This is a genomic window from Pseudonocardia ammonioxydans, from assembly GCF_900115005.1.
GTDB classification, from domain to species: Bacteria; Actinomycetota; Actinomycetes; order Mycobacteriales; family Pseudonocardiaceae; genus Pseudonocardia; species Pseudonocardia ammonioxydans.
On the sequence record NZ_FOUY01000024.1, the window covers coordinates 12,681 to 36,744 of the forward strand.

Below are 24,064 nucleotides of genomic sequence, written 5' to 3' on the forward strand. Positions count from 1 at the left end.
CATCGGCGCTGAACGGAGCTTGCGGAGTGAACATCATGGCTGACAACGAGACCCGGAAGCGCCGCCCGGACGTCATCACGCTGGTGGTGGGCATCCTCGCGCTGCTGGTCGCCGCGGCCGGCATCACCGGCACGGGCCCGTGGGAGGTCGTCGACATCCGCTGGCTGCTCGCCGGAACGGCCGTCGTGGCCGGCATCGTCTTCCTGGCGGCGAGCCTGCGTAACTCCCGGGCCCCGTCGGACGACTAAGGAGGCAACACGGACGCCGGCGGGCTGGGGAGCGTCGCCGACGTCCGCGCCGCCCGAGCGGTCGCGCCCCGACGGGGGTCGGGCGCTGGACCCGGGCGGGAGCGGGGCGGGGCCGGTATGACCGGCCCCGCCCCGATTCACGTCACTCCCACTCGATGGTGCCCGGCGGCTTGCTCGTCACGTCGAGCACGACCCGGTTGACCTCGGAGACCTCGTTCGTGATCCGGGTCGAGATCCGCTCGAGGACGTCGTAGGGCAGCCGGGTCCAGTCCGCGGTCATGGCGTCCTCGCTGGACACCGGCCGCAGGACGATGGGGTGGCCGTAGGTGCGGCCGTCGCCCTGCACCCCGACCGAGCGGACGTCGGCCAGCAGGACCACCGGGCACTGCCAGATCTCCTCGTCCAGGCCGGCCGCGCTCAGTTCCTCGCGGGCGATCGCATCGGCCGCCCGCAGCGTCTCCAGCCGGTCCCGGGTGACTTCGCCGATGATCCGGATGCCCAGGCCGGGGCCGGGGAACGGCTGCCGCCGCACGATGACCTCGGGCAGGCCGAGCTCGGCACCGACAGTGCGGACCTCGTCCTTGAACAGCGCGCGCAGCGGCTCGACCAGCGCGAACTCGATGTCGTCGGGCAGGCCGCCGACGTTGTGGTGGCTCTTGATCGTGGCGGTCTGACCGGTGCCGGACGCTCCGCCCGACTCGACGACGTCCGGGTAGAGCGTGCCCTGCACCAGGAACCCGACGTGGTGGTCGGCGACGACCTCGGCGGTCGCGGCCTCGAAGACCCGGATGAACTCCCGGCCGATGATCTTGCGCTTCTGCTCGGGGTCGGTGACCCCGGCGAGCGCGTCCAGGAACCGGTCGGCGGCGTCGACGGTGTGCAGCTTCGCCCCGGTGGCCGCGACGAAGTCCTTCTCCACCTGCTCGCGCTCACCGGCCCGCAGCAGCCCGTGGTCGACGAACACGCAGGTCAGCCGGTCGCCGATCGCCCGCTGCACGATCGCGGCCGCAACCGCCGAGTCGACACCGCCGGAGAGCCCGCAGATCGCGTGCCCGTCGCCGATCTGTTCCCGGACCGCCGCGACGGTCTCGTCGATGATCGACGCCGTCGTCCAGTTCGGGGTGATGCCCGCGACGTCGTGCAGGAACCGCCGCAGCACCTCCTGGCCGTGCGGGGAGTGGCCGACCTCCGGGTGGTACTGGACGCCGGCGAGGCGGCGGCCGGTGTCCTCGAACGCGGCGACCGCGACCCGGTCCGACGACGCGGTCACCGTGAAACCCGCGGGCGCGGCGGTCACCGAGTCGCCGTGGCTCATCCAGACCGGGTGCGTGCCCGGCAGGCCCTCGTGCAGCGTCCCCGGGGTGTCCGAGAGCGCGATCTCGGTCCGGCCGTACTCGCGGGTGCCGTCCGGCGCGACCTCGCCGCCGAGCGCCCGGGCCATCGCCTGGAAGCCGTAGCACATGCCGAAGACCGGGATGCCCGCCTCGAACAGCGCCGGGTCGAGCTCCGGGGCGCCCTCGGCGTAGACGCTGGCCGGGCCGCCGGACAGGATCACGGCGGCGGGCTCGCGGGCGACGATCTCGGACACGGGCGTGGACGACGGGACGATCTCGGAGTACACGTCCGCCTCGCGCACCCGGCGGGCGATCAGCTGCGCGTACTGGGCGCCGTAGTCCACGACGAGGACGGTCGGGGTCTGCACGCGACCAGGGTAACGACGCGACGCCGGTCACCGTGTGGCCGTACCGGGCAGCCACCCCGCCGGGACGTGCCGCCGCCGTCAGGCCGCGAGCCGCTCGATGCCGTCCAGGATCAGCCGGAGGCCGAACTCCCAGTCGCCCTCGGGGTACTCGGCGTCGGCGGCCTCGTCGAACCCGCCGGCGTTCCACAGCGTGAGCATGGTCGGGAACCGTTCCTCGCTGTAGTAGGTGCCCCAGAAACCCGCCCGCGACGAGTAGTAGTCGTCCTGGGTGACCCCGGTACGCGCGGCCAGCGAGGTGTCGGTGATCGCCGCCCGGGCCGTGCCGAAGACGTGCGACTCGATCAGCCCCGCCGACCGGACGACGGTCCCCGGGGCCAGCCCGGTCAGCAGCATCACCCGGTACAGGTCCTCCTGGACGTCGAGCACGTGCGGGCCCAGCGGCATCCGCCAGAGGTTCGAGCTGATCAGCCACGGGTGCTCGCGGTACATCCGCCAGGCCTCGTGCGCGTGGAACTCCGCCTGCGCACGCCACGGCAGCCCGGTGTCCGGCAGCTTCCGGCCCGCCCAGGCGCGGTCGATCATCAGCTCGAACAGCTCGTCGCGGCCCGGCACGTAGGTGTAGAGGCTCATCGCGCCGACGCCGAGCTCCTGGGCGACCTTGCGCATGGACAGCTCGTCGACCGACCGGGCCGCGACGGCCATCCCGGCCTCGACGACCTGGTCCAGGGTCAACCGCTGGCGCGGCCCGCGGCGCGCGGGCGGCGGCGGGTCCCAGAGCAGTTCGATCATCGCCCGGCCCTCGGGGGTGCCCCACTGCTCCGGCCCGGCCACGTGCTCCTGATCTGACACCGAAACTCCCTCGCACTTTCTCCCCGTACGGCGTACTGTATCGCCTCGCCACTCGGTACAGCGTACGGCGAGAGGACTCTTGTTGATCCACACCGAAGCACTGACCCGGCACTTCCGGGTCGGGAACGAGACCGTCGAGGCGGTGCGGGGCATCGACCTCGACGTCGCCGCCGGCGAGCTGGTCGCCTTCCTCGGCCCGAACGGCGCGGGGAAGTCGACGACGCTGCGGATGCTCACCAGCCTGCTGCCGCCCAGCTCCGGGCGCGCCGAGGTCGCCGGCCTCGACGTCGCCGCACACCCGGCCGAGGTGCGCAGGCGGATCGGCTACATCGGCCAGAAGGACGGCGCCGGGCACAACTACCGGGTCCGCGACGAGCTGCTCCTGCAGGGCCGGTTCTACGGCCTGTCCCGGGCCGAGGCGGCCGCGAACACCGAGCGGCTGCTGCACACCCTGGACCTGGGCAGGCTGGGGATGCGCAAGGTCAGCACGCTCTCCGGCGGGCAGAAGCGCCGCCTGGACATCGCGCTCGGCCTGGTCCACTCGCCGCGCCTGCTGTTCCTCGACGAGCCCTCGACCGGCATGGACCCGCAGAACCGGGCGAACCTGTGGGAGCACATCCTGCGCATCCGTGCCGAGCACGGGACGACGATCGTGCTGACCACCCACTACCTCGACGAGGCCGACGCGATGGCCGAACGGGTGGTGATCATCGATCACGGGCTGGTGATCGCCGACGACACCGCCGAGCGGCTCAAGGCCGAGCGGGCCGGTGACCGGCTGACCGTGACCGTCGCCGCGGCCGACGTCCCCGCGGCCCGCGCGGTGCTCGCCCGGGTGGGCGCCGCCGTGCCCGCCGGAGCCGTCGCCGCCGGCGCCACGGACGACGACAGCCGGGGCGGCCCGGAACCGGACGGCCCAGATCCGAGCAGGGCAGAACGGGAGATCGAGGAGCACGCCGCCCCGGACGGCCGGGCGCTCACCATCGGGGTCGCCGCGGCCGCGCACGCGCTGCCCCCGCTGCTGGGCGAGCTGCGCGACGCGGGGATCGAGGTGCTGGCCGCCGAGTCCCGGCGGCCCACGCTCGACGACGTCTTCCTGCACCTGACCGGCCGCAGCCTGCGCGAGGGGGAAGCCTGATGACCGTCCTGGCCCCCCGGTCCACCGGGGTCCTCACCGACATCCGCAACGTGTGGTGGCGGGAGACGCTCACGATCGTCCGGGACCCGTTCTCGCTGATCTTCAGCCTGGTCCAGCCGCTGGTGTTCCTGGGCCTGTTCGGGCCGCTGCTGTCCGGGCTCGCGGGCGACGGCGGGATGTTCGGCGGGTCGTCGCTGCAGTGGTTCCTGCCCGGGGTCATCGTCATGATCACGATGTTCGGGACCTCGATGACCGGCGCCAACCTGCAGTTCGAGATCATGACCGGGGCGTTCGAGCGGATGCTGGCGACGCCACTGGCGCGGTCGTCGCTGATGGTCGGGCGGGCGCTCAAGGAACTGACGCCGCTGGTCGTGCAGGCCGCCATCGTCACGCTGGTCGCGGTGCCGTTCGGCTTCGCGCTGTACCCGCTGCACGTGCTGGTCGGGCTGGTCCTGCTCGGCGTCTTCGGGGTCGGGGTGGGGGCGCTGTCCTACGCGCTCGCGATCGCCGCCCGCAGGACCGAGTGGATCTTCTGGGCGGTGCAGCAGTCGCTGCTGTTCCCGCTGCTGATCCTGTCCGGGATGATGCTGCCGCTGGAGACCGGCCCGGAGTGGATGCGGGTCGCGTCCCTGGTCAACCCGCTGACCTACGTCGTGGACGCCGAGCGGGCCCTGTTCTCCGGGACCCTCGCCGACCCGGCGGTGCTGAACGGCTTCGTCGCCGCCGTCGTCACGGCCGCGGTCGGACTGGCCGTCGGCATCCGCGCGATCCGCGGGGCGACCGCCTGAGTGCCGCGGCCGGCACCCGGATCGGACTCGGTCCTACTCGTGCCGGCCGCGGGAGCGGTGCGGGGGCGGCTGGACCGCCCCGAGCAGGGCACGCAGGTCGGCGGCGGAGGCCGCCCGCCGCCCCAGGTCGACGGCGACGACCGGCGCGACCTCGCGCAGCCGCGGGAGCACGGCGGGGTCGGCGAGGTCGTGGGTGCCGCCGTCCACGACCCCGGTGACGATCGCGTCCGGGCGCGCCTCGGCCACCGCGCCGGGGTCGGGAGCACGGTCGCCACCGACCGGGCCGACGCCGTCGAGCTCGCCGGCGCAGCCCACGACCCGTGCACCCAGCTCCAGCAGCAGCGCACCGACGTCCGGGTCCGTCGCGACGACCTGGGTGATCGGCCCGCGCAGCGGCACCGGCGTCCCGGTCGCGTCGACGAACGCGCGTCCACCTCCCATGGCGGACCCGGCGGTGGGTCGGTTCATCCGGTGCTCCTCCTCGGCTGCGGCACGGCGGCTGAGGACCATCATGCCCGGGCCCGGACGGCGTGCGGATCTCCGGCACGCGGGAATCCGATGGCCGCAGGCGCCCGGTGCACCTACCGTCCTGCGCCGTGACCAGACCGAGTGAGACCCGGATCCGTCGGGCCATGGCGAACTGTTCCCGGGGCGAGGCGTCCCGGATGGTGCTGCCCGCCGCGGTCCGCGAGCTCGACCCCGACCAGCTCGACGACGTCGCGGGCTGGCGCGACCCGAAGGCGCCGGAACGGGGCGTGCTGCTCGTGCCGACCGCGGACGGGCCGGTGGGGATCGTGCTGCGCGCCGCGGCCGGCCGGACCCGGGCCGCCGCCATGTGCGCGCTGTGCCGGACCACCCACTCGGTCGGCGGAGTGGCGCTGTTCGCCGCCGCCCGTGCCGGCTCCAAGGGCCGCCAGGGCGACACCGTCGGTACCTACATCTGCGCCGACCTCGCCTGCGCCGAGCACGTGCGCCAGGAGCACGCGACCGCGGCACTGCGGCCCACGCCGGGGACGACCGTGGACGAGCGCCGCACGGGCCTGCAGGAACGGGCGGCGGAGTTCGTCGCGACGGTCACCGGCGCGGCGCCGGCCCCGGCCGGCTGAGCGGAGCGGACCTCTTGCCTCCGCGGGGCCGGACCGGGCCGGCAGCGTTTATCCGCAGGACGACAGTGGTAGACCCTGCGGTACGGCCCGGCTGCGCAGCATGGCGCCGTGGTGCGGGCCCGCGGACTCGGATGGGACGGAGTGCGGATGCCGGACGGCGACGACGGGGCGCTGCTCCTGAAGAGCCTGGACCGCGTGGCGCGGGACATGGTGCGCCGGCGGGACCACCACGACCTCGAGGAGACGGTCTCGGCGATCGTGCAGTCGGCCGTCCGGACGGTGCCCGGCGCCGACGTCGGCGGCCTGACCGTCACCCAGAACTCGCGGGTCTCGTCGAGGCACCCCACGGGCGACGAGCTCCACGGTCTCGACGAGCTGCAGTCCCGGCTCGGTGAGGGCCCCTGCATCACCGCCGCCGAGAACCCGCCGGAGGACGGCCTGGTCTACGCGCCCGACCTCGCCTCGGACGAGTGCACGCGGCGCTGGCCACGCTTCGCCCCGGAGGCCGTCGAGCGCGGTTTCCGGTCCCTGCTGTCGACCCAGCTCGCGACCCGCGACGGCCTGTACGCCGCGCTCAACCTGTACTCGCACCGGCCGGACGCGTTCGACGAGTCCGCGCGGATGCTGGCCGGGCTGTTCGGCCTGCAGGCGGCCGTGCTGCTCTACGGCGCGCACAATGCGTCCCACCTGCACACGGCCCTGGAGACGCGGGACCTGATCGGCCAGGCGAAGGGGATCCTGCAGGAACGGTTCGACGTGGACGAGGACCGGGCGTTCGCCATGCTCGCCCGCTCCTCGCAGGACACGAACATGAAGCTGGTCGCCGTCGCCCGGTGGCTGGTCGAGAACCGCGGCGCCACCCGCGCGGCGGGGCTCGGGTAGCCGGGCAGGCGCCGCTCTAGAACTGCAGCACGAGCTGCGCCACGCTGAAGTAGATGACCAGCCCGGTGGCGTCGACCAGGGTGGTCACCGCGGGGGCGGAGACCACCGCGGGGTCGATCCCGAGCCGCCGGGCGACCAGCGGCATCGTCGCCCCGATGGTCGCGGCCCAGGCGCAGATCGCGACCAGCGAGAGCCCGACGACGAGCGCGATCCGCGCGCCGACCAGCGCGGTCCCGATCACCAGTCCGGCGACCGCCAGCATCGCGCCCAGGACGGCACCCACCCGGGCCTCGCGCCACATCACCGCGAGCACGTCCGAGGGCCGCACCTCGCCGACCGCGAGCGCGCGGACGCTGGCCGTGGCGGCCTGGGCGCCGGCATTGCCCCCGGTGCCGATCAGCAGCGGGACGAACAACGCCAGGGCGGTCACCTGAGCGAGGACGTCCTCGAAGTACTGCAGAACGTTCACCGTCAGCGTGGCGGCGACCAGGAGCAGCAGCAACCACACGATCCGGGAGCGGGCCAGCGACAGCACGCCGACGGTCATGTAGTGCCCCGCCCACGGCGCGGCCCCGGACTGGCGGGCGACGTCCTCGGAGTCGGCGCGCTCGAGCTCGGTGACGGCGTCGTCGATCGTGACCAGGCCGAGCAGCCGCCGTTCGTCGTCGACCACCGGCAGCGCGATCCGGTCGGAGCCGCCGAGCAGGCGCGCGGCCTCCTCGCCGGTGGCGGTGGCCCGCACCCACGGGGCCCCGGTGTCGACGAGCTCGTCGAGCGGGGTGTCGGGCGGGCTGAGCACCAGCTCGCGCAGGGTCACCACCCCCTCGAGCCGCCGGCCCGGGCCGACGACCGGCAGTGTGTAGACGGTCTCGGCGGGGCCGCCGACCCGGCGCACCCGGGCCAGTGCCTCGGTCACGGTGCCACCGGCGTGCAGGCTCACGACCTCGGGCGTCATCAGCCGGCCCGCGGACCCGGCGGGGTACCCGAGCAGCGCGGCGGTGGCCCGGCGCCGGTCGGGGGCCAGCCCCGCGAGGACGCGGTGGGCCACCGACGCGGGCATCTCGCCGATCAGCCGGGCGCGGTCGTCCGGGTCGAGCCCCTCGACGAGCTCGGCGACCCGTTCCTCGCGCATGCCGTCGAGCACCCGGCGGGCACTGACCGCGTCGATCTCCTCGAACACCGATGCCGCGGTGTCCTTGTCCAGCAGGCGGAACAGCACCCCGGCATCGGCGGAGTCGCAGCGGGCGAGCGTCTCGGCCAGGTCGCGCGGGCTCAGCTCTCCCGCCCGGGCGGCGACCGCGGCGACATCGCCGTCGGCCAGGGCGCGACCCAGCAGGCCGGTGAGCTGCTCGGCCCGGTCGGCCGCCGACCGGTCTGCTGCGGACGGCGTCGTGCTCCTCGCGTCCATGTCCCCCTCTTCCCCGTAACCCTGTCCGGATGCGCCCTGTCCCGGATGCGCCCTGTCCCGGATGTGCCCTGCTCCGGATGTGCCCTGTGCGGGCCGGGGCTCAGCGACCGGGCGCCGGAGGCGGCCCGTTCCCGCCACGGTCCGCGTCGTCGTCCGCACCGGTCGGGTCCGGCCCGGCGTCGGCGTTCAGCTCGGCGCGCAGGATCCGGCTCGACCGGCCGACCGAGCGGGCCAGGTCGGGCAGCTTCCGCGCCCCGAACAGCAGCACGACGGCGAGCAGCACGATCAGGAGCTGGGTCGGTCCGGGAGGGGTCATCGTCGGTCCTTGTCCGCCGGGTGGATGCCCAGCACGTGACGCAGGTAGAGCGACCGGGTCGCGGCCGCGCACAGCAGGAACGGGGTCACCACCGCGGCCAGCAGCGGCCACACCGCGGACGGCGGTGTGGCCATCCCCAAGAGCGGGGCGAGCGGCGTGAACGGCAGGGCGAGGCCGGTGGCCACCACCGCGGTCACGGTCAGCACCACGGGACGGGTCGGGCGGCCGGCGCGGGTGCGCAGCAGGAGCAGCACCAGCACCTGGGACAGCACACCCTCCATGAACCAGACGGCCTGGAAGACCGCCTGCTCCTGGGGTGTGTCCAGGCCCAGGTAGTGCCAGACGGCCCAGAACGTGACCAGGTCGAAGGCCGAGGACAGCGGCCCGAGGACCACCATGAACCGCAGCATCCCGCGGGTGTCCCAGCGCCGCGGCCGGGCGAGCCAGCCGGGTTCGACGCGGTCGAACGGGAGCGACAACGCCGCCATGCCGAACAGCACGCTCTGCAGTACCAGCTGCGTCGGCAGCAGCGGGAGGAACGGCAGCACCGCGGCGGCCACCACCACCGACAGCGCACTGCCGACGTTGAGCGCCGCGGCCACCGTCAGGTAGCGGGTGGCGCGTCCGAGCGTGCGCCGTCCCTCCTCGACGGCGGTCACGACCGCACCGGGTCCACGGTCGGTGAGCACGATGTCGGCGGCCGCCCGGGCCGCCGGGACCGCACCGTCGACGCCGACCCCGACGTCGGCCACCCGCAGCGCGCCGACGTCGTTGACGCCGTCACCGACGAAGCCGACGGTGTGCCCGGCGGCCTGCAGGGCCCTGACCACCCGCTCCTTCTGCAGCGGGCCGAGCCGGGTGAACAGCGTGGTCCGCGCCGCGGCGCGGGTCAGCGCACCGTCGTCGAGCGCGTCCAGGGCCGCCCCGTCGAGCACGTCCCCGACCTCGATACCCGCGCGGGCACAGACCTGCTCGGCGACCGTGGTGTCGTCGCCGGTCAGGACCTTCACGGCGACGCCCTGGGTGCGGAAGCGCTCGACGGCGGCGACCGCGGAGGCGCGCACCGGATCGACCATGCCGACGAACCCGAGGAGCAGCAGCTCGCGTTCGGGGTCCGGATCGTGCTCCGAGCCGTGCCGGGTCGCGACCGCGACCACCCGCATGCCGCCGGCCCGGTGACCGTCGGCCACGTCGGCCGCCGCGGCGCGCAGCGCCCGGGTGAACTCGACGGGTTCGCCGCCGCGGACCACGTGCGTGCAGCGGGGCAGCACGGTGTCCGGGTCCCCGCGCACGATCACCAGCGCGCCGGGCCGGTGACCGTCGCGCAGCACCACCGCGGCACGGCGCCGGAGGTGGTCGAACGGCAGCTCGTCGAGCGGGGCGAACAGTCCCCGGGCGAGCACCGTGGACCCGTCCCGGCCCGCCTCGGCCAGTGCCTCGTCGATCCCGTCGCGGGGCACGGTCTGGAACCGCACCGCGACCGCGGCGGCGTCGCCCGGGCCGGGATCGGGCCGGCCGTCGAGGTCGACCGAGTGGGTGAACACCACGCGGTCCTCGGTCAGCGTCCCGGTCTTGTCCAGACAGGCCACGTCGATCGCACCGAGGTCCTGGATGCCCTCCGGCCGGGTCACCAGCACGCCGGCGTCGCGGAGCCCGGCCGCGCCCCGCAGCAGGGTCGTCCCAACGATGAGCGGGAGCAGCTCGGGAGCCAGCCCGACCGTCACCGCGACGGCGAACAGCAGCGCCTGCCGCACGTCCCCGGAGACCATCCCGTTCACGACCAGCACCAGCGGCGCGGCGACGAGCATGCACCGGACCAACGTCCAGCTCACCGACCGCACGCCACGGTCCACAGCGGACTCCGGACGGGGGTGACGGGCCCGGCCCGCGAGCTGTTCGGCGTGGGTCGCGGGGCCGGTGGCGAGGACGACGGCGGTGGCCTCGCCGCGGGTGATCGTGGCGCCGGCGAACAGCAACGACCCGAGCCCGGTCACCGGGCCCGCGGACCGCGGACGGCTCCGCATCCGGCGCCGCGCCGGCCCGCCACCGGACGCCCCGGCACCGACCGGCGGCGCCTTGGGCACCGGCAGCAGCTCCCCGGAGAGCGCCGACTGATCGACCAGCAGGTCCCGGGCGCGCAGCAACCGGGCATCCGCGGGTACCGGGTCGCCGGCGTGGAGCACGACGACGTCGCCCGGCACCAGGTCCTCCGGCGGTACCTCGCGCTCCCGCGGGGCCGATCCCGGCGCCGGGCGCCGCCGGACGGTGACGGTGGTGCCGATCCGGGCGCGCAGCACCCGGCCGGCGTGGTCGACGCGGACCCGGTGCCAGAGCCGCAGTGCGACACCGAGCACGGCGATCAGCAGAACCATGACGGCGCTCGCCGGGGCCTCGGCCAGTGCGAGCAGCGTGCCGAGCACGGCCATCAGCCCGGCGAACGGGCTCGCGAGGGCGTGACGGAACCAGCCCGCCGCCGCGCGGCGCTCGACCGCCGGCGCGTTCTCCCCGTACTCGACCAGTCGTGCCGTGGCGACGTCCTCGGTGAGGCCACGCCGGGAGGTCTCCAGACCGCGCAGCAGGACGAACGCGTCCGCATCGGCCCAGCGCCGCAGGGCCGCCTCGCCGTCCACGGCGGGCCGGCCGGGCGCGAGGGTCGACGCGGGACCCGCCGTGGCGCGAACCGCCTCGGTCGTCCGGTCCATGGCGTGCTCCTCGGGTCCCGGGTCCCGGGCGCAGGACCCGCCGCGTACCGTAACAGTTGCGCGAATGGTGCAACTGTTGGGAGAGCGATGCCGGAGCGACCGGAGCCGCAGCTGCTCGATCCCGAACTGCTGGCCGACGCCGCAGCGGCGTTCGGCATGCTCAGCGCCCCCTCGCGGCTGCAGATCGTGTGGCTGCTCGCCGACGGGCCGTGCGACGTGGGCACCATCGCCGGCGCGCTCGGCCAGCCGGTCGCCGCGGTCAGCCAGCACCTCGCGAAGCTCAAGCTCGCCGGGCTCGTCCGGGCACGCCGCGAGGGGCGCCACCAGATCTACGTCATCGACGACCCCGATGTGGTCACGGTGGTGCGGTCGATCGTCTCGGCACAGCAGGCGCGGCGCCGCCCTCCGGACGGACGGCCGGCGCGGGGAAGCGCCTGACACCGCTGCGCCGGCATCGGCAGATCCGCCCGACCCACCCGTCCCCGAACCCGAGGAGCTCCCATCTCCGAGATCATCGAGTTCTTCGGCTCCGTCCCGGTGTGGGTGGTGGTGCTCGTCGCCGGCGTCGTCTCGCTCGGCGAGTGCACGCTCGCGGTCGGCCTGGTCCTGCCCGGCGAGACGGTGCTGCTCGCGGCCGCCATGGCCGTTCCCGACGTGCCGGCGGCGGCCCTGGTGACCGGCGTCGTCGCCGGCGCCGCGCTGGGCGGGGACGCCATCGGCTACACGATCGGCCGCCGGCTCGGCCCGCGGCTGCGTGAGACCCGCCTGATCCGCAGGATGGGACGCGACAGGTGGGACGACGCCGCCCGCACCCTGCGCCGGCACGGGCCGTGGGCGGTGCTCGGCGCGCGTTTCCTCCCGGTCGTGCGGACGATGACGCCGGCCGCGGCGGGGGCGTCGGGACTGCCGTTGCACCGTTTCCTGCCCGCCGCCGGTCTCGGCGCGACGGTCTGGGCGGCCCTGCACGTCACCGCCGGCTACCTGCTCCGCGAGGCGGCCGAGCGGCTCGAGCACACCTTCGGCGTGCTCGGCTGGGTGGTGCTCGCCGTCGGGATCGTGGCCGGGGTGGCCGCCTGGAAGCTCCGCAGGCACCGCGCCGGTGCCCGCGCGCGACGAGCCCGCGCGGCGCCGACCGTGCCGGGAGGCGGCGCCGGCGACACCGGCCCGGGCGACGGCCGGGCGGTACGGCCGCTCCCGGTCACCCATGACTGAACCATCGCGCCGATCACGGCTGCGGGCCGGCGCGGCCCGGTTCGAGCGGGCCCCGTCGCTGCACCTGCTCCTGACCGTGGTCGGCGCGTTGCTGCTGGTCGGTCTCGTGATGGTGCTCTCGGCCTCCGCGGGCGGCCGCGGCGTGACCGACGGTGCCGCCACCGCCGCGCTCGTACGGCACCTGTTCTTCCTCGTCGCCGGCGCGATCGCGTTCGCCGTCGCGATGCGGGTCCCGCCGGCACGGATCCGCGCCTGGACCCCGGTGCTCCTGCTCCTGTGCCTGGTGGCGTTGATCGCCGTGCTCGTCCCCGGTGTCGGGGAGGTGCGCGGCGGTGCCCGGAGATGGGTCTCGATCGGCGGCCTCACCGTGCAGCCGGGCGAGCTGGCCAAGACGACGTTGCTGCTCTGGGGCGCGCACGTGCTCGCGTTGCGCGGGCGGACGGTGCGTCGCGGCGCCGTCGCCCTGCTCCCGGTGGTGCCGGTCGCGCTGTCGATGGCCGCACTGCTGATGCTGCAGCCTGCGCTGAGCACCACCGTCGCCCTCGGCGTGATCATGCTGGCGCTGCTGTGGTTCGCCGGGACACCGAGCAGGCTGCTGGCCGGGCTCTGCGGCGGTGCCGTGCTCGGTGTGGCCGTGCTGGGCTGGACCGCCGGGTACCGGCGCGACCGGATCGTCGCGTTCCTCGGTTCCGGCGACGAGCTCGGGGCCGGCTACCAGTCCCGGCAGGCGCTGCTCTCCCTCGCCGACGGCGGTGTGCTCGGCACCGGGCTCGGCCAGGGCCGCGCGAAGTGGGACTACCTGCCCAACGCGGCCAACGACTTCATCTTCGCCGTGATCGGTGAGGAGCTCGGCCTACTCGGCGGCCTCGCGGTGCTGGCCCTGTACGGCGCGCTCGGCCGGATCGGACTGCGCATCGCCGCCCGGACCGGGGACCCGTTCCTCCGCATCGTGTCCGCCGCCACCGCGACCTGGTTCGTGGCACAGGCCGCGATGAACGTCGGCTACGTCGTGGGTCTCCTCCCGGTGACCGGGCAGCAGCTCCCGCTCGTGTCGGCGGGCGGGACCGCGTTGGTCAGCTCGATGTTCCTGCTCGGACTGCTGGCCAACGCCGCCCGCCTCGACGGTGTACCGCCGGTCAGCCCTTGGCCTTGGCGGTCCGGCGCAGCCGGGTGTTGACGAACTCGCCCATCCCCCACCGGCCGAGTTCACGACCGAAGCCGGACCGCTTGACGCCGCCGAAGGGGAGCCCGGGCAGCGTGGTGCCGTGCTCGTTGACGTAGGCCATGCCGACCTCGAGCCGGTCGGCGACCTGCTGTGCGCGGTCGATGTCGCTGCCCCACACCGATCCGCTGAGGCCGAAGCTCACGTCGTTGGCGAGCGTGACGGCCTCGTCGACCGAGTCGACGCCGTAGACGACGGCGACCGGGCCAAAGATCTCCTCGGAGTAGGCGTCCATGTCCTGGGTGACGCCGGTCAGCACGGCCGGACGCATGAAGGCGCCGTCGCCGTCGAGCGCGCCGCCGCCGGTGTGGAGGGTGGCACCCTGCTCGACGGCCCGCTCGACCTGCCGGACCACGCCGTCCCGCGCCCCGACCGAGGACAGCGGGCCGACCTGGGTGTCCGGGTCCGTGGGATCGCCCACCCGGACCGACTCGAACGTCCGGACGAGCACGGAGACGAAGTCGTCCACCTTGTCGTTCGGCACGATCATCCGCTTCGGGGAGTTGCAGGCCTGGCCGGCGTTCATCAGCCGAGCCTTGGCGGCGACCGTGGCGGTCCGCTCGAGGTCGCCGTCGTCGAGAACGATCATCGGATCGGAACCGCCGAGCTCGAGGACGGCCTTCTTCAGGTTCCGCCCGGCGGTCTCGGCCACCGAGGCCCCGGCCCGCTCGCTGCCGGTCAGCGAGATGCCGCGCACGCGCGGGTCGGCGAGCATGTCGGCGATCTGCTCGTTGGTCGCGAACACGTTGATGTAAGCGTCGGCGGGCACACCGGCGGTGTGGAAGATCTCCGCCATGACCTCCGAGGAGGCCGCGCAGATCGGCGCGTGCTTCAGGATGATCGTGTTGCCCACCATGAGGTTGGGCGCGGCGAACCGGGCCACCTGGTAGTAGGGGAAGTTCCACGGCATCACCCCGACCAGCAGGCCGACGGCCTCGGTCTCGACCAGGGACTCCGCGGCGCCCTGCGGGTCGAGCACCTCCTGCTGGAGCAGGTCCGGCCCGTGCTCGGCGTACCAGCGGTAGATCGCGGCCGCGAGCTTGACCTCGCCCGCGGCCTCCTTCATCGGCTTGCCCATCTCGGTCGCGATCAGGGTGGCCAGCTCGTCCCGCCGCGCCTCGTAGGCCTCGGCGACCCGGGTCAGGATCTGCGCCCGCTCGGCCACCGGCGTGCCTCGCCATCCGGCGTAGGCCCCGTGCGCGCGGCCCAGGACCTCGGCCACCCCCGCAGCGTCGAGCTCGGGGAACTCCTTCTCGGTCCGGCCGGTCGCCGGGTTCGCCGTCACGTAGGCAGACATGGACACGGTCCCCTTCCTGTCGCGGACACGGGCCGCCGCCGCTGCTGCTGAAGCGGCGGGCTCCGCCCGGAGTACGGCACCCGTGCCGGCACCCGGAACGCGCCGCACACTCCGACGGCGCCCGTCCCCCGCGGATTGCCCGGCCGGGCCCTCGGCAAACGTCGTCCGGGCCACCGCCGTGACGATCACCGGGGCCCGCACCGCACCCGGGCCGGCGCGGCGACCGACACCGGCCCGGAGCACCGTCAGGCCTGGACGGTGGGCAGTTCGGCCACTCCCGCGATCGGCTGGTTGTTGCCGCCCTCCAGGACCCGTACCGCCGAGACCCACCCGTCCCCGTGCGTGCTACTGATCTTGACCCACCAGAAGTTGACCGCGTTGCCCTCGGTGACCGAGCCACCGGCGCACTGGCCCAGCGCGGTGTAGGAACCCGCCGGCAACGGCGCCCCGATGATGTTGTTCGGTCCCAGCACCGACACCCCGCGCCTCAGGTTCGTCCCGGCCGCGACCGGCACCGTGCGCGGTGGGGCCGTGGCCGGTGCCGTGGGTGGGGCGGCCTGCGGGTCTGCACTCATCGTCGTCGTCCTCTCCGACGTGCCCGGCGCCGCCCCGGGAGCGGGACGGCGCACACCGTGCGGTGCATCCCGTGGCCTCGTGCCGATCTCCGGATCCGCTACGTGCGACCCGCCGACACCACCCGTCCGGCGGCGCCGCGCCCGTGTTCCACGGCTCCGGTCCGTGGCGTGCTCACCGCGTCCCGGTCGGAGGCTCGTCGGGCCCGCGCGGCCGCGCGTCGTGCTGCGATCTCGCGGGCGATCTCGGCGCGCAGGGACCGGGCGGGCTCCGGCCCGCTCGCAGGGTCCGGCGGGGCGGGCACACGCGAGGTGGGGAGCCGGAGCCGGCCGTCGCCGTGGTCACGATCGGACGCGGCGCGAGCGGCTCCCGGGTTCGGAATGCACCATCGGGCCCGTCCGGGGGCTCGATCCCGTGCCTCGCCGACGCCCTGGCCGACCGCGCCGTCGAGAAGGTGGCGGGGAGATCACACCCGGGGTGAGACGATGTCGTAGGTCATCCGGGAAACAGCTCAGCGTATCCGGCTGGTAGCTGCGACCGGACGTTGTCGAGCACGCCGGGGCTGACGAACTGGCCCAACAGGTCCAGCACTACCCGGGCGTGCACACGGGGCTTGCTCGGGGGTGCGGCCTGGGCCTTCGTAGTCGGCCAGCCGCTGCAGGAACTCGTCGACGTCGAAGGCCTCGGCAGGACCGGTGTGGCGGACAAGGGTCTCTTGGACTTCGCCCGGCAGCTGGGCAGCCAGGTTGGCAGGCTCGCCTCCGGCCAGTCGTCGGCCGAGTAGCTCGATGGTGCCGGTGATCGCGGTACTGGCCTCGTTGGCGGTGCTCAGATCGGTTCGGGTGCGCACGGCGGCGCACAGCTCGTCGTAGTGCATCGGAGGTGGCTCTCCTTCCGGTCGGGAAAGGTGGACGGGGTCGGGGTGGAGCCGTGCCCCTCAGCTATCGAACGCGGACGGCGCGTTGCATTTCTGCTGTGAGCGGATTCGTCACATCCAGCGCAATTCTCGAGCACGCCGGCGAAGGTGGATGAGGGTTCGGACCTGGCCATTCCTTGAGCGACGTCGGAAAGCACCGGGACTGGCCCTTTCAGTGGCTAGTTGGTGCCGAGATGTGCTGCGGCTTCGTGTCGATCAGCGACGGAGTCACGGGCGACCGAGCGCAGGGCCGCGTCCACGGTGGGAAAACTGCGAACCTGTCCGAGGCGGGTGCGTGCCGAGACGCTCGCGGCCGTGAGCCCGGACGGATGGCCTGCGATCGCGAACTCGATGTTGCGCCGGGTGCAGGCGTAGCGGGCGTGCTCGATAGCTTGGGACCCACCTCGTTCGAGCGCTTCCAGCTGCGATACATCGACGATCACACCAACGACTCGCTTGTGGCCGCCGCGGGCCAGCAGCAGTTGCGAGTCGATCAGGCGCAGTAGCCGTGCTCCGGCGCCCGAGTCCAGCACGCCGTTCACACCGAGCAGCCGGACACCCGGCGCGGGTGTCTCGATCGTCAGTCGGGCGGGGCCGGGCGACGGGGAACCGGCATGCGAGGGCATCATGAGGCACTCTCCGGTGCTGAGCGAGCCGAACACTGCAACAGAGAGGGTGTGTCGGCTCAAGGCGGACCGGTGAGCTGGTCCTCAACTCGACGCGGAATGTCTTTAGGGGGTTACCGCGCGGTCTGGGCCGCAAACATGAGTGCTGCTTCTGGTGCGTGCGGATCGCAAGATCCCCCTGCTGATCCCCGGCGCCGAACCTCATCCGGCCGCTCGCTCGGCTGGTCCTGGGCTCCTGAGCAGGTGCGGGTCATTCCTGGCTGGTGTCGGCGCCGTCGGGCTCCTGCCGGCTCAGCCGGGCACGGCGTTCCTGTTCGCGGCGGCTGCAGGCGGCCTGGCGGATGGCGTCCTCGTCAGCGAATCCCGAACCGAGTGCGCCGGCGACCGTGCCCATCGACATCGACAGCCAGGCGATCATCACATAGTCGCTCACTCCGGGCGGCTGCATCAGTGTGGAGCCGAGGTAGTCGGGTGGGAGGACCAGTGCGGCCACGAGCGGCACGACGACCAGACCGGCCCGCGGCCTGCGTCGCCGTGACGGCTGTGGCAGGTGCCCGGTGATCCCGCCACCGAGGACGGCGCGGGAGCCGGGTCCACCCGCATCGCCGATCCGGGCCGGGAGTAGCCAAAACGCCACCGCCTCGAGCTCGGTGTCCGGGCTCTGCTCACCCGCCGCGCGGCTACGTCGCGATCATCGCACCGGTCGTGCCGGAGTCCGGGCCGTTGCAGTGAGGGAGGCAGCGCGAGGCCCGAGGGCTGCGACCGCCAGTGAAACCAGAGTCGCGGTCCCCAGGACGACCCCCATCGCGGCGTCCGAGGAGATCCCACCGAACGTGACTCCGGTGTTCAGCGCCACGTGCATGAGCACCGCACCAGCGACACCGCCGGAGAGCCGCTCGGTGACGAACCAGAACAGATAGGACAGCGGCAGGAAGGAGATGAGGAACAACGTCGCTGCGGGCGATCCGATGCCCATCTCGGCCTGGCTGGTGCCGGGAACGAAGAACAGTGGCAGGTGCCACACCGCCCATCCGGCGCCGAGGACGGCGGATGTGGCGACCGGCCCGAGCCGGCGGCACAGCCGTGGCTGGGCGTATCCGCGCCAGCCGAACTCCTCGGCGAGTGGCCCCGCGAGGAGCAGCATCATCAGGGCCGGGAACAGGCCGCCGACGTCCTCGATCATCGTCGCAGCGGCCGCCGGGTCGAACATCGGACCTGCCAGGGCAACGGCGGCCGCCGACGGGAGCAGCCCGAGTGCCAGCGCGGCGGGAACCCACGCCCAGACCCGGGTCAGGACGGGACGCGCCGGGCCGCGCGGCCGCCGGTGTCCCGCGAGCCACAGCAGCAGCGCGGCGAGCGTCGGCCCGGACGTACCCACGAGGAACCAGACGTCACCCGGCCGGCCGACGGCGATCGTCATGGCCAGCGGGACCCAACTGACCAGCATTGTGAGGACGGCGAACCAGGTCAGGTCGACCCCGGCCCGTGTCGTTCGTGAACCGGTGGCGGGATGTGTGACGACGCTCATGGTCCGAGTCTCGCCAGCCGGGCGGGGACGACCGAGCCGGTCCGCCCGAGGATCGATATCGGGTTCTCCCGACCCGTGGCTTCCGGCGTCCCCCCGCCACCTCCGTCGCGGCGCCGGAGCCTTCAGATTACTGACCGACCGTGCTACGGTCTGAACGTGCGGTCTAATCCTAGTACGATTGGTCAATCGTCGACCTTCACCGAGCAGGCACGTCGGATCCAGATCGTGGAGTGCGCGATCGACACGATGAGCGAGCTCGGCTACGCGCGCTCATCCCTCGCCGAGATCGCGAAGCGAGCCGGCATCAGCAAGGGAGTGATCGCCTACCACTTCACCAGCAAGAACGAGCTCACCGAACAGGTGGCGCTCGAACTGTTCGGCCGGGCCGGTCGACTGATCGACACACGGCTCGAGGAGGCGCCGACCGCCACTGCGGCGTTGAGGGGGTACCTGGAGGCGAACCTGGCCTTCATCGGTGCGAATCCCGACCTCGTGCGGGTGCTGACCGACATCGTCATGAACTTCCGGGACGCGGACGGTTCCCCGCGCTACGGCCCCCAGGACGATGGGCTGATCGAGCACCTGGAGGGCACCTTGCGTCATGGTCAGGAGACCGGCGAGTTCCGCGACTTCGCCACTCGCGCCATGGCCATCGCGATCCGCGCGGCTGTGGACGCCGCAGCCGGCAGGATCGGCCGCGATCCGCGCTTCGACATCGGCACCTACACCCGGGAGCTGATCACGCTCGTCGGACTCGCCACCGCGAAGAGCCCCTGATGGCGACGAAGCCGCCGGAACCGGATCGGCCTGACCCCCGCGCGCAGCTCGTCATGATGGGGCTCGACATCGCCGCGCCGCTGGCCCTGTTCTACGGATTGCGGTGGGTCGGTGTGAACCAGTGGCTCGCACTGATCCTCAGCGGCGTGGTGCCCGTTCTGACACTCGTCTACAGGTTCGTCACCGAACGCCGGATCGGCTTGCCGGCCGTCTTCACCCTCACGATCCTCGGCGCCGGCACGGCCATCGGCTTCCTCACCGGTGATCCGCGGCTTCTGCTGGCCCGCGAGAGCTACCTGACCGGACTGGTCGGCCTCTGGATCATCGCCACACTGTGGCTCCCCCGCCCCTTCCTGCTGTCCGCCACCCTGCCGTTGCTGCCCGCGACGACCGCCCGCTCATGGGAACGTGACTGGGCGAACGACGCCACGTTCCGCCGTGTCCTGCGCGTCATGACGTTCGCATGGGGCATGGCGTTCCTCCTCGACGCCGTCGCTCGGATCGTCATGGCCTACACCCTGCCGGTCGACCTCGTTCCGCTGCTCAGCGTCGCGCTGCTGGTCGTGTTGTTGATCGCTGTCGTGCAGGTGAGCAAGGCCTACGGGCGTCGACTCGTCGCCGGAGGCCCTCAGCGGGCGACACCCCCGGTGCGGGACGGCAAGGGCGCGGAGACAGCAGGACTCGGCGGCGTCGCCGAGGGCCGCGACCACCAGGATCCGTGACGGCGCCGCGCGATTCGAGCCACGGCCCGACGGCGTCCACCACAGGACGGGCCCACAGGTTGTGCCTGACCCGATGCCAGGTGTCCGGGTCGACAGCGATGGGTGGTTCGTCGTCGTCTGCCGGCCCCTCGCGGGACAGCGGCTTCACCCCGACGACCTCGCCGCCGGGTTCGGGATCGGCACTACCACGGCGTTCCGCTACATCCGCAAAGCGATCGGCGTCCTCGCCGCCGCGGCACGAAGCTGGACGTGCCACGGCGTGGACGTCGGCGCCGCCCTCGCGACGCAACCCGGCCCCGGTGAACGCGCGACCGCGATGTTCACGAGCTGGAAGATTCTGCGGAAGATCCGCTGCTGCCCGCAGCGCACCTCCGCGCTGGTCAACGCTCATGTGACGTCCCAATGGCGCGGGGGTACCCGAGGGAGCACTCGTCAACCCGCACCCTCGCGCCTCGACCTGATCGCCGGTGGGAGGACAGGGTGCTGGTGATCGCACGATGGTGGCGGCCCGTCTGCTGCTGACCCTGGTAGTTCTGGCGGGCGTGATCGCGGTGTCGGCCGGGGTCCCGCCCGTGGACAGCTCCGCGGCCGGGTCGCCGGCTACGGATGGGTGGGGCCCGTCGTCTGGGTCGTCGTGCCCCGCAGGATGAGCCGGATGCCCTCGTCCGGGACGACGGCCGGCGGGGTCGGCCACAGCGCCGATGATCACCACGGTCAGCGGTGCGAGCAGGAGTCAGCCCGACGTGCCGTCCAGGGGCGATACGTAGGTGCCGAACAGCAGGGGCATCCCGGCGAGCAGCGTGAACCAGCTGCGCGTGTACCGGGCGCCCCAGTACGTCGTGCGGTCGCGTCGCCTCCTGCTCCCCACCGTCAGGTGCCTCCCTCGGACGAGTTCTCCGGCAACGGTCCCGGCCGGGCTTCGCGCGGCTCCGTCTCGCGGTCGTCGCAGGCGCCCGTGAGGTACTCGACGGTGTGGGTCACGACGAGCAGCCGTTCGAGTGCGCGGGCGCGGTTGTCCAGGTGCAGCTCGGCCGAGGCTGCGGTCACCAGTCGGCGCACCATCAGGAGCGAGGCGAGCCCGTAGGAGTCGCAGAACTGCAGGCCCGCACAGTCCAGCCGGAGCCAGCGCACCGCACCGTGTTCGCCCAGCAGCTCCTCGACCGCCTTCGTCAGCTGGTCGGCGTTGGTGTGGTCGAGATCACCGGCGATCGCGAGCCGGGCGGTGTCCGCGCGAGGACGGCTCCCGGTCAGGGACAGCTCCCCCAGGTCGTTCATGCCGGCTCTCCGGTTCGGTCCCGGGGCGGGTCGGCTGCAGGCGACGGCGGGTCCCCCGCAGCCGAGGGCCCGGGCGTGGAACGCCCGGCCGACGCCGACCGCACCAGTGCCGCGGCACGCGGGAAGTCGCGCAGCTGTTCGCCGAGCAGGTCCAGGGCGGGAGCCAGTACCCGTGCCGGGACCGACCGTGCGGCGAGGATCGATGCGGTCCAGTCGAGGAAGTCGGTGAAAATGCCCGGATCGCCCGTGTAGAGCGCGACACCGAGGAAGTCGACGATGTGCCGGACGTCCTCCGCGGTCCGTTCACGCTGCGCGTCGTCGTAGTCGCCCACCTCCGGGAGCCGCTCGGCCAGCCGGTGTACCACCGAGGCGGCCAGTGCCGGGGCCTTGCGGCTCACCAGCGTGAACTCCTGGTCGGCCAGGTGTGGCAGGTCGTCGAGGGGCTGGGAGTTCGGGTGCTCCGGCGTGGGCAATCCGGACGCGAGGGTGTCGGCCGCCGACCGGGCGTCGGGCGCCCAGGCGTCGGCACCGAGCAGGCGGGCGTACCGGCCGTCCGCCCCGAAGGCGGCTCCCCCGACGATCACCGGCACTCCGGCCGCCTGGCAGGCGGAGATCGTCGCGTGCGCGGTGGGCAACCGGACCGCGAGGGACGACGAGAGCGCCACCGCGTCCGGGCCGGTGCGGTGCAGATGCGTGATCAGGTGCGGCGACGGTACCTGGGCGCCGAGGTAGTCGACGTCGAAACCGCGCAGGCGCAGCACCTCGGCCAGCAGCCGGGCGGGAAACGCATGCCACTCGCCGTCGACACAGGCCACCGTGACCCGTCCGGGCCCCCCACCTTCGACCGGGGCTGCTCCGGTCGGTGCGACGATGCCGATCACACGGTCGTTGATGGCGGTAGCGGCGTGTTCCTGGGCTACGGACAGGCGGTTCGCCGCCCACTCGCGCCCGACCCGCGCCTGGACCGCCCCGATCACCTCGAGCAGGACGGACTCGGCGTCCAGACCGTCACGCAGCGCGTCGGCGACGACCTCGGCCGCGGTGTGCTGGGCGCGACGCAGCACCGCCTCCCACAGCCGGTCGGCGTACCGGGTGGTCCGGTCGCTGTGTGTACTCATGCGGTGAACCGGCCCGGACCACGGCCGTCGACGGCCGCGAGGTGGTGGGTGTGTGGCGCGGTGACGGCCATGACGGCCATGTCGTCGTGGCTGTTGCGGCCGGCCCACTGGGCGGCCACCATCTGCACCCGCTCGACGACGGCCTCGGCGGGCATCCCGGCGCACTCGGCGGCGACCCGCCGCAGGCGGTCCTCGCCGAACATGTCCCGGCCGAGCGGGCCGCCCTGGGCCTCGGTGATGCCGTCGGTGTAGAGCAGGCAGGTCTCGCCGGGTGCGAGAGCGGTCGTGAAGGTCGTGCTCTCGATCGACGGCAGTGCGCCGATCAGCGTGCCGTGTGTGGCGGCCTCCTCCACCCGGCCGTCCGCCCGGATGATCAATGGCGGTGGGTGACCCGCGCAGGTCAGGCGCAGCCGGATGTCCGCGCCGCGGCGGGTCACGGAGGCGAGCACCATCGTCACGAAGCGGGCGTGGGCGTCGGTGATCAGCGCGTCGTTCAGCAGACGCAGCAGCCGCGGGTGATCCTCGGCGAGCGGTAACAGCGCCTGCAGCGCGCTGCGGATCTTGCCGGTGAACACGGCCGCCTCCAGGCCCTTGCCGCACACGTCCCCGAGGACCGCGAGGGTCCCCCCCGACCCCTCGACTGCCGGGTGGACGTCGTAGAAGTCGCCGCCGACGCGCTCGTGGTCCTGGGAGGGCCGGTAGCCACCGGCGAACTCGACGCCGTGAAGGTGCTGCAACGTCGGCGGGAGCAGCTCCCGCATCAGGGTGTCGGTGATCGAGGCCTGGTCGGCGAACATCCGGGCGGCCGACATCGCCAGTCCGGCCCGCGTGGCGAACTCGCGTGCCGTGGTCTCCTCGCCCTCGCTGAACGGGCCGGAACCGGCGCGGCGCAGCAGCACGAGCGCGCCGGCCGGGACGCCGTGGCCGGGCAACGGTGTGACCACGACGGACCCGATCTCGCCGAAGCCGTCCGGGGCGAGCCAGGCCGGGGCGAGGGCCGGGTCGATCCAGCGCGACGGCACCGGCGGGAAACCCTGCAATGCCTCCGCAAGACCGGGCAGCTGCTCGGTGTCGATACGGCGCAGCACGGTCCGGGCCGTACGGGTGCCGGTCACCGCGCTCGCCACCTGACACCGGCCCCGGGTCTCGGGGGCGATCACCAAGGCGGCATCGGCCAGTCGGCTCGCCGCGAGGTCAGCAGAGATCTCTATGCAGCGCAACACGTTCAGAGATCCCAGCAGTGCCGCGGACGCCTCAGCCAGGAACGAGGCGCGGGCCTGTTCGAGTCGCAGCTCGTCGCGGAGCGAACGGACGACGGTGACGTCGATCAGCCACCAGGTGATCGACCCGTCGCCGTGCCGGACCGGGCGGGCGTCCACCGCACGGCCGTCGACGACGTCGCAGACCGGTCCGGGCGCCTCCGCCCGTCCGCACGCCGCGTCGTGCGCGGGGGCCAGCCACGGAACGACCTGCGCGAGCGGCTCCCCGGCCCGCAGCTGCGGCAACAGAGCGGCGGCCGACTGCCGGGCCTCCAGCACGAGGCCGGACGGGCTCACCGTCAGCGCCGCCGCGCCGCCCGCGTCCCGTGGGGTGTCGGTTGTGGGGGTCGGCTCGGACGCCGAGGCTCGGACGACGCTCAAGGGCGGCTCCTCGCGCTCG

26 protein-coding genes and 1 pseudogene are annotated in these 24,064 nt (G+C 73.5%); 11 read left to right on the forward strand and 16 right to left on the reverse strand.

Features of this window, described 5'->3' with window-relative positions; genetic code table 11:
• Positions 1-35 precede the first annotated feature (35 nt).
• On the forward strand, positions 36-248 hold the full coding sequence (locus BM093_RS21475) for a hypothetical protein (protein WP_093348074.1): 213 nt from the start codon (positions 36-38) through the stop codon (positions 246-248).
• Between the two features lie 142 nt (positions 249-390).
• On the opposite strand, the gene guaA is transcribed toward BM093_RS21475, so the two are convergent.
• Together guaA and BM093_RS21485 are read right to left on the reverse strand one after the other, a co-directional pair.
• A complete protein-coding gene (gene guaA, locus BM093_RS21480) occupies positions 391-1,950 on the reverse strand; it encodes a glutamine-hydrolyzing GMP synthase (RefSeq protein ID WP_093347768.1) in 1,560 nt (519 codons plus the stop codon).
• 78 nt (positions 1,951-2,028) lie between these two features.
• On the reverse strand, positions 2,029-2,799 hold the full coding sequence (locus tag BM093_RS21485; protein WP_245773690.1) for a TetR/AcrR family transcriptional regulator: 771 nt from the start codon (positions 2,797-2,799) through the stop codon (positions 2,029-2,031).
• Between the two features lie 82 nt (positions 2,800-2,881).
• Between BM093_RS21485 and BM093_RS21490 the strand changes: the two genes are divergently transcribed.
• Positions 2,882-3,937 carry an ABC transporter ATP-binding protein gene (locus BM093_RS21490; RefSeq protein ID WP_093347769.1) on the forward strand — a complete coding sequence of 352 codons (1,056 nt, stop codon included), beginning with the start codon at positions 2,882-2,884 and terminating at the stop codon, positions 3,935-3,937.
• A complete protein-coding gene (locus BM093_RS21495) occupies positions 3,937-4,725 on the forward strand; it encodes an ABC transporter permease (protein WP_093347770.1) in 789 nt (262 codons plus the stop codon). Before BM093_RS21490 ends, BM093_RS21495 begins: the two co-directional genes overlap by 1 nt.
• A 33-nt stretch (positions 4,726-4,758) precedes the next feature.
• Here BM093_RS21495 and BM093_RS21500 read toward each other — a convergent pair whose 3' ends face one another.
• Complete coding sequence (locus tag BM093_RS21500) at positions 4,759-5,193, reverse strand: TroA family protein (RefSeq protein WP_143105468.1); 435 nt, start codon at positions 5,191-5,193, stop codon at positions 4,759-4,761.
• A gap of 128 nt (positions 5,194-5,321) precedes the next feature.
• On the opposite strand from BM093_RS21500, the gene BM093_RS21505 reads away from it, so the two are divergent.
• Together BM093_RS21505 and BM093_RS21510 are read left to right on the forward strand one after the other, a co-directional pair.
• A complete protein-coding gene (locus BM093_RS21505; RefSeq protein WP_093347781.1) occupies positions 5,322-5,831 on the forward strand; it encodes an FBP domain-containing protein in 510 nt (169 codons plus the stop codon).
• Between the two features lie 147 nt (positions 5,832-5,978).
• Positions 5,979-6,713, forward strand: coding sequence for a GAF and ANTAR domain-containing protein (locus BM093_RS21510; RefSeq protein WP_093347784.1), 735 nt, complete (start codon positions 5,979-5,981; stop codon positions 6,711-6,713).
• A gap of 16 nt (positions 6,714-6,729) precedes the next feature.
• Here the strand turns inward: BM093_RS21510 and mgtE are convergent, their stop codons facing one another.
• The 3 genes from mgtE to mgtA form a co-directional block, all read right to left on the reverse strand.
• The gene (gene mgtE, locus BM093_RS21515) at positions 6,730-8,121 is read right to left on the reverse strand and encodes a magnesium transporter (RefSeq protein WP_093347787.1); all 1,392 of its coding nucleotides are present in this window, start codon (positions 8,119-8,121) and stop codon (positions 6,730-6,732) included.
• A 100-nt stretch (positions 8,122-8,221) separates the two neighbouring features.
• Positions 8,222-8,437, reverse strand: coding sequence for a twin-arginine translocase TatA/TatE family subunit (locus tag BM093_RS37965; RefSeq protein WP_093347792.1), 216 nt, complete (start codon positions 8,435-8,437; stop codon positions 8,222-8,224).
• Entirely contained in the window at positions 8,434-11,139 is a 2,706-nt protein-coding gene (gene mgtA, locus BM093_RS21525; protein ID WP_093347796.1) for a magnesium-translocating P-type ATPase, read from the reverse strand. The genes BM093_RS37965 and mgtA overlap by 4 nt, the downstream gene beginning before the upstream one ends.
• Positions 11,140-11,226: 87 nt before the next feature.
• Here mgtA and BM093_RS21530 point away from each other — a divergent pair, with 87 nt between their 5' ends.
• The 3 genes from BM093_RS21530 to BM093_RS21540 all read left to right on the forward strand — a co-directional run bounded on the left by BM093_RS21530 (position 11,227) and on the right by BM093_RS21540 (position 13,528).
• Positions 11,227-11,577, forward strand: a complete 351-nt coding sequence (locus BM093_RS21530; protein WP_093347799.1) for an ArsR/SmtB family transcription factor — start codon at positions 11,227-11,229, stop codon at positions 11,575-11,577.
• A gap of 99 nt (positions 11,578-11,676) precedes the next feature.
• Positions 11,677-12,351 carry a DedA family protein gene (locus BM093_RS21535; protein WP_093347802.1) on the forward strand — a complete coding sequence of 225 codons (675 nt, stop codon included), beginning with the start codon at positions 11,677-11,679 and terminating at the stop codon, positions 12,349-12,351.
• Positions 12,344-13,528 carry a peptidoglycan glycosyltransferase FtsW gene (locus tag BM093_RS21540; RefSeq protein WP_093347805.1) on the forward strand — a complete coding sequence of 395 codons (1,185 nt, stop codon included), beginning with the start codon at positions 12,344-12,346 and terminating at the stop codon, positions 13,526-13,528. The genes BM093_RS21535 and BM093_RS21540 overlap by 8 nt, the downstream gene beginning before the upstream one ends.
• On the opposite strand, the gene BM093_RS21545 is transcribed toward BM093_RS21540, so the two are convergent.
• From BM093_RS21545 to BM093_RS21570, 6 genes are all read right to left on the reverse strand, one after another.
• Entirely contained in the window at positions 13,488-14,870 is a 1,383-nt protein-coding gene (locus tag BM093_RS21545; RefSeq protein ID WP_093347808.1) for an NAD-dependent succinate-semialdehyde dehydrogenase, read from the reverse strand. The genes BM093_RS21540 and BM093_RS21545 overlap by 41 nt on opposite strands.
• 245 nt (positions 14,871-15,115) lie before the next feature.
• Positions 15,116-15,445 carry a hypothetical protein gene (locus tag BM093_RS21550; protein ID WP_093347811.1) on the reverse strand — a complete coding sequence of 110 codons (330 nt, stop codon included), beginning with the start codon at positions 15,443-15,445 and terminating at the stop codon, positions 15,116-15,118.
• A gap of 509 nt (positions 15,446-15,954) precedes the next feature.
• Positions 15,955-16,320 carry a DUF2267 domain-containing protein gene (locus tag BM093_RS21555; protein WP_093347814.1) on the reverse strand — a complete coding sequence of 122 codons (366 nt, stop codon included), beginning with the start codon at positions 16,318-16,320 and terminating at the stop codon, positions 15,955-15,957.
• Positions 16,321-16,538: 218 nt separating this feature from the next.
• Positions 16,539-17,021 carry a hypothetical protein gene (locus BM093_RS21560; RefSeq protein WP_093347818.1) on the reverse strand — a complete coding sequence of 161 codons (483 nt, stop codon included), beginning with the start codon at positions 17,019-17,021 and terminating at the stop codon, positions 16,539-16,541.
• 214 nt (positions 17,022-17,235) lie between these two features.
• Positions 17,236-17,478 (reverse strand): hypothetical protein, encoded by a 243-nt coding sequence (locus tag BM093_RS21565; protein WP_177238622.1) that lies wholly within the window; start codon positions 17,476-17,478, stop codon positions 17,236-17,238.
• Between the two features lie 198 nt (positions 17,479-17,676).
• Positions 17,677-18,513 carry a CPBP family intramembrane glutamic endopeptidase gene (locus BM093_RS21570; RefSeq protein ID WP_093347825.1) on the reverse strand — a complete coding sequence of 279 codons (837 nt, stop codon included), beginning with the start codon at positions 18,511-18,513 and terminating at the stop codon, positions 17,677-17,679.
• Between the two features lie 156 nt (positions 18,514-18,669).
• On the opposite strand from BM093_RS21570, the gene BM093_RS21575 reads away from it, so the two are divergent.
• From BM093_RS21575 to BM093_RS35255, 3 genes and pseudogenes are all read left to right on the forward strand, one after another.
• Positions 18,670-19,290 carry a TetR/AcrR family transcriptional regulator gene (locus tag BM093_RS21575; protein WP_093347828.1) on the forward strand — a complete coding sequence of 207 codons (621 nt, stop codon included), beginning with the start codon at positions 18,670-18,672 and terminating at the stop codon, positions 19,288-19,290.
• Entirely contained in the window at positions 19,290-20,012 is a 723-nt protein-coding gene (locus BM093_RS21580; RefSeq protein ID WP_093347831.1) for a VC0807 family protein, read from the forward strand. The genes BM093_RS21575 and BM093_RS21580 overlap by 1 nt, the downstream gene beginning before the upstream one ends.
• Before the next feature lie 157 nt (positions 20,013-20,169).
• Positions 20,170-20,250, forward strand: a pseudogene (locus BM093_RS35255) (helix-turn-helix domain-containing protein); the annotation flags it as partial.
• A 495-nt stretch (positions 20,251-20,745) separates the two neighbouring features.
• Here BM093_RS35255 and BM093_RS37970 read toward each other — a convergent pair.
• From BM093_RS37970 to BM093_RS21600, 4 genes are read right to left on the reverse strand one after another with little or no spacing between them, the layout of a single operon-like run.
• Positions 20,746-20,880, reverse strand: coding sequence for a hypothetical protein (locus tag BM093_RS37970; RefSeq protein ID WP_281248724.1), 135 nt, complete (start codon positions 20,878-20,880; stop codon positions 20,746-20,748).
• A 2-nt stretch (positions 20,881-20,882) separates the two neighbouring features.
• Positions 20,883-21,287, reverse strand: a complete 405-nt coding sequence (locus BM093_RS21590; protein ID WP_093347834.1) for an STAS domain-containing protein — start codon at positions 21,285-21,287, stop codon at positions 20,883-20,885.
• On the reverse strand, positions 21,284-22,405 hold the full coding sequence (locus BM093_RS21595) for a cobalamin B12-binding domain-containing protein (protein ID WP_093347837.1): 1,122 nt from the start codon (positions 22,403-22,405) through the stop codon (positions 21,284-21,286). The genes BM093_RS21590 and BM093_RS21595 overlap by 4 nt, the downstream gene beginning before the upstream one ends.
• The gene (locus BM093_RS21600) at positions 22,402-24,045 is read right to left on the reverse strand and encodes a PP2C family protein-serine/threonine phosphatase (protein WP_093347841.1); all 1,644 of its coding nucleotides are present in this window, start codon (positions 24,043-24,045) and stop codon (positions 22,402-22,404) included. The genes BM093_RS21595 and BM093_RS21600 overlap by 4 nt, the downstream gene beginning before the upstream one ends.
• Between the last annotated feature and the right edge of the window lie 19 nt (positions 24,046-24,064).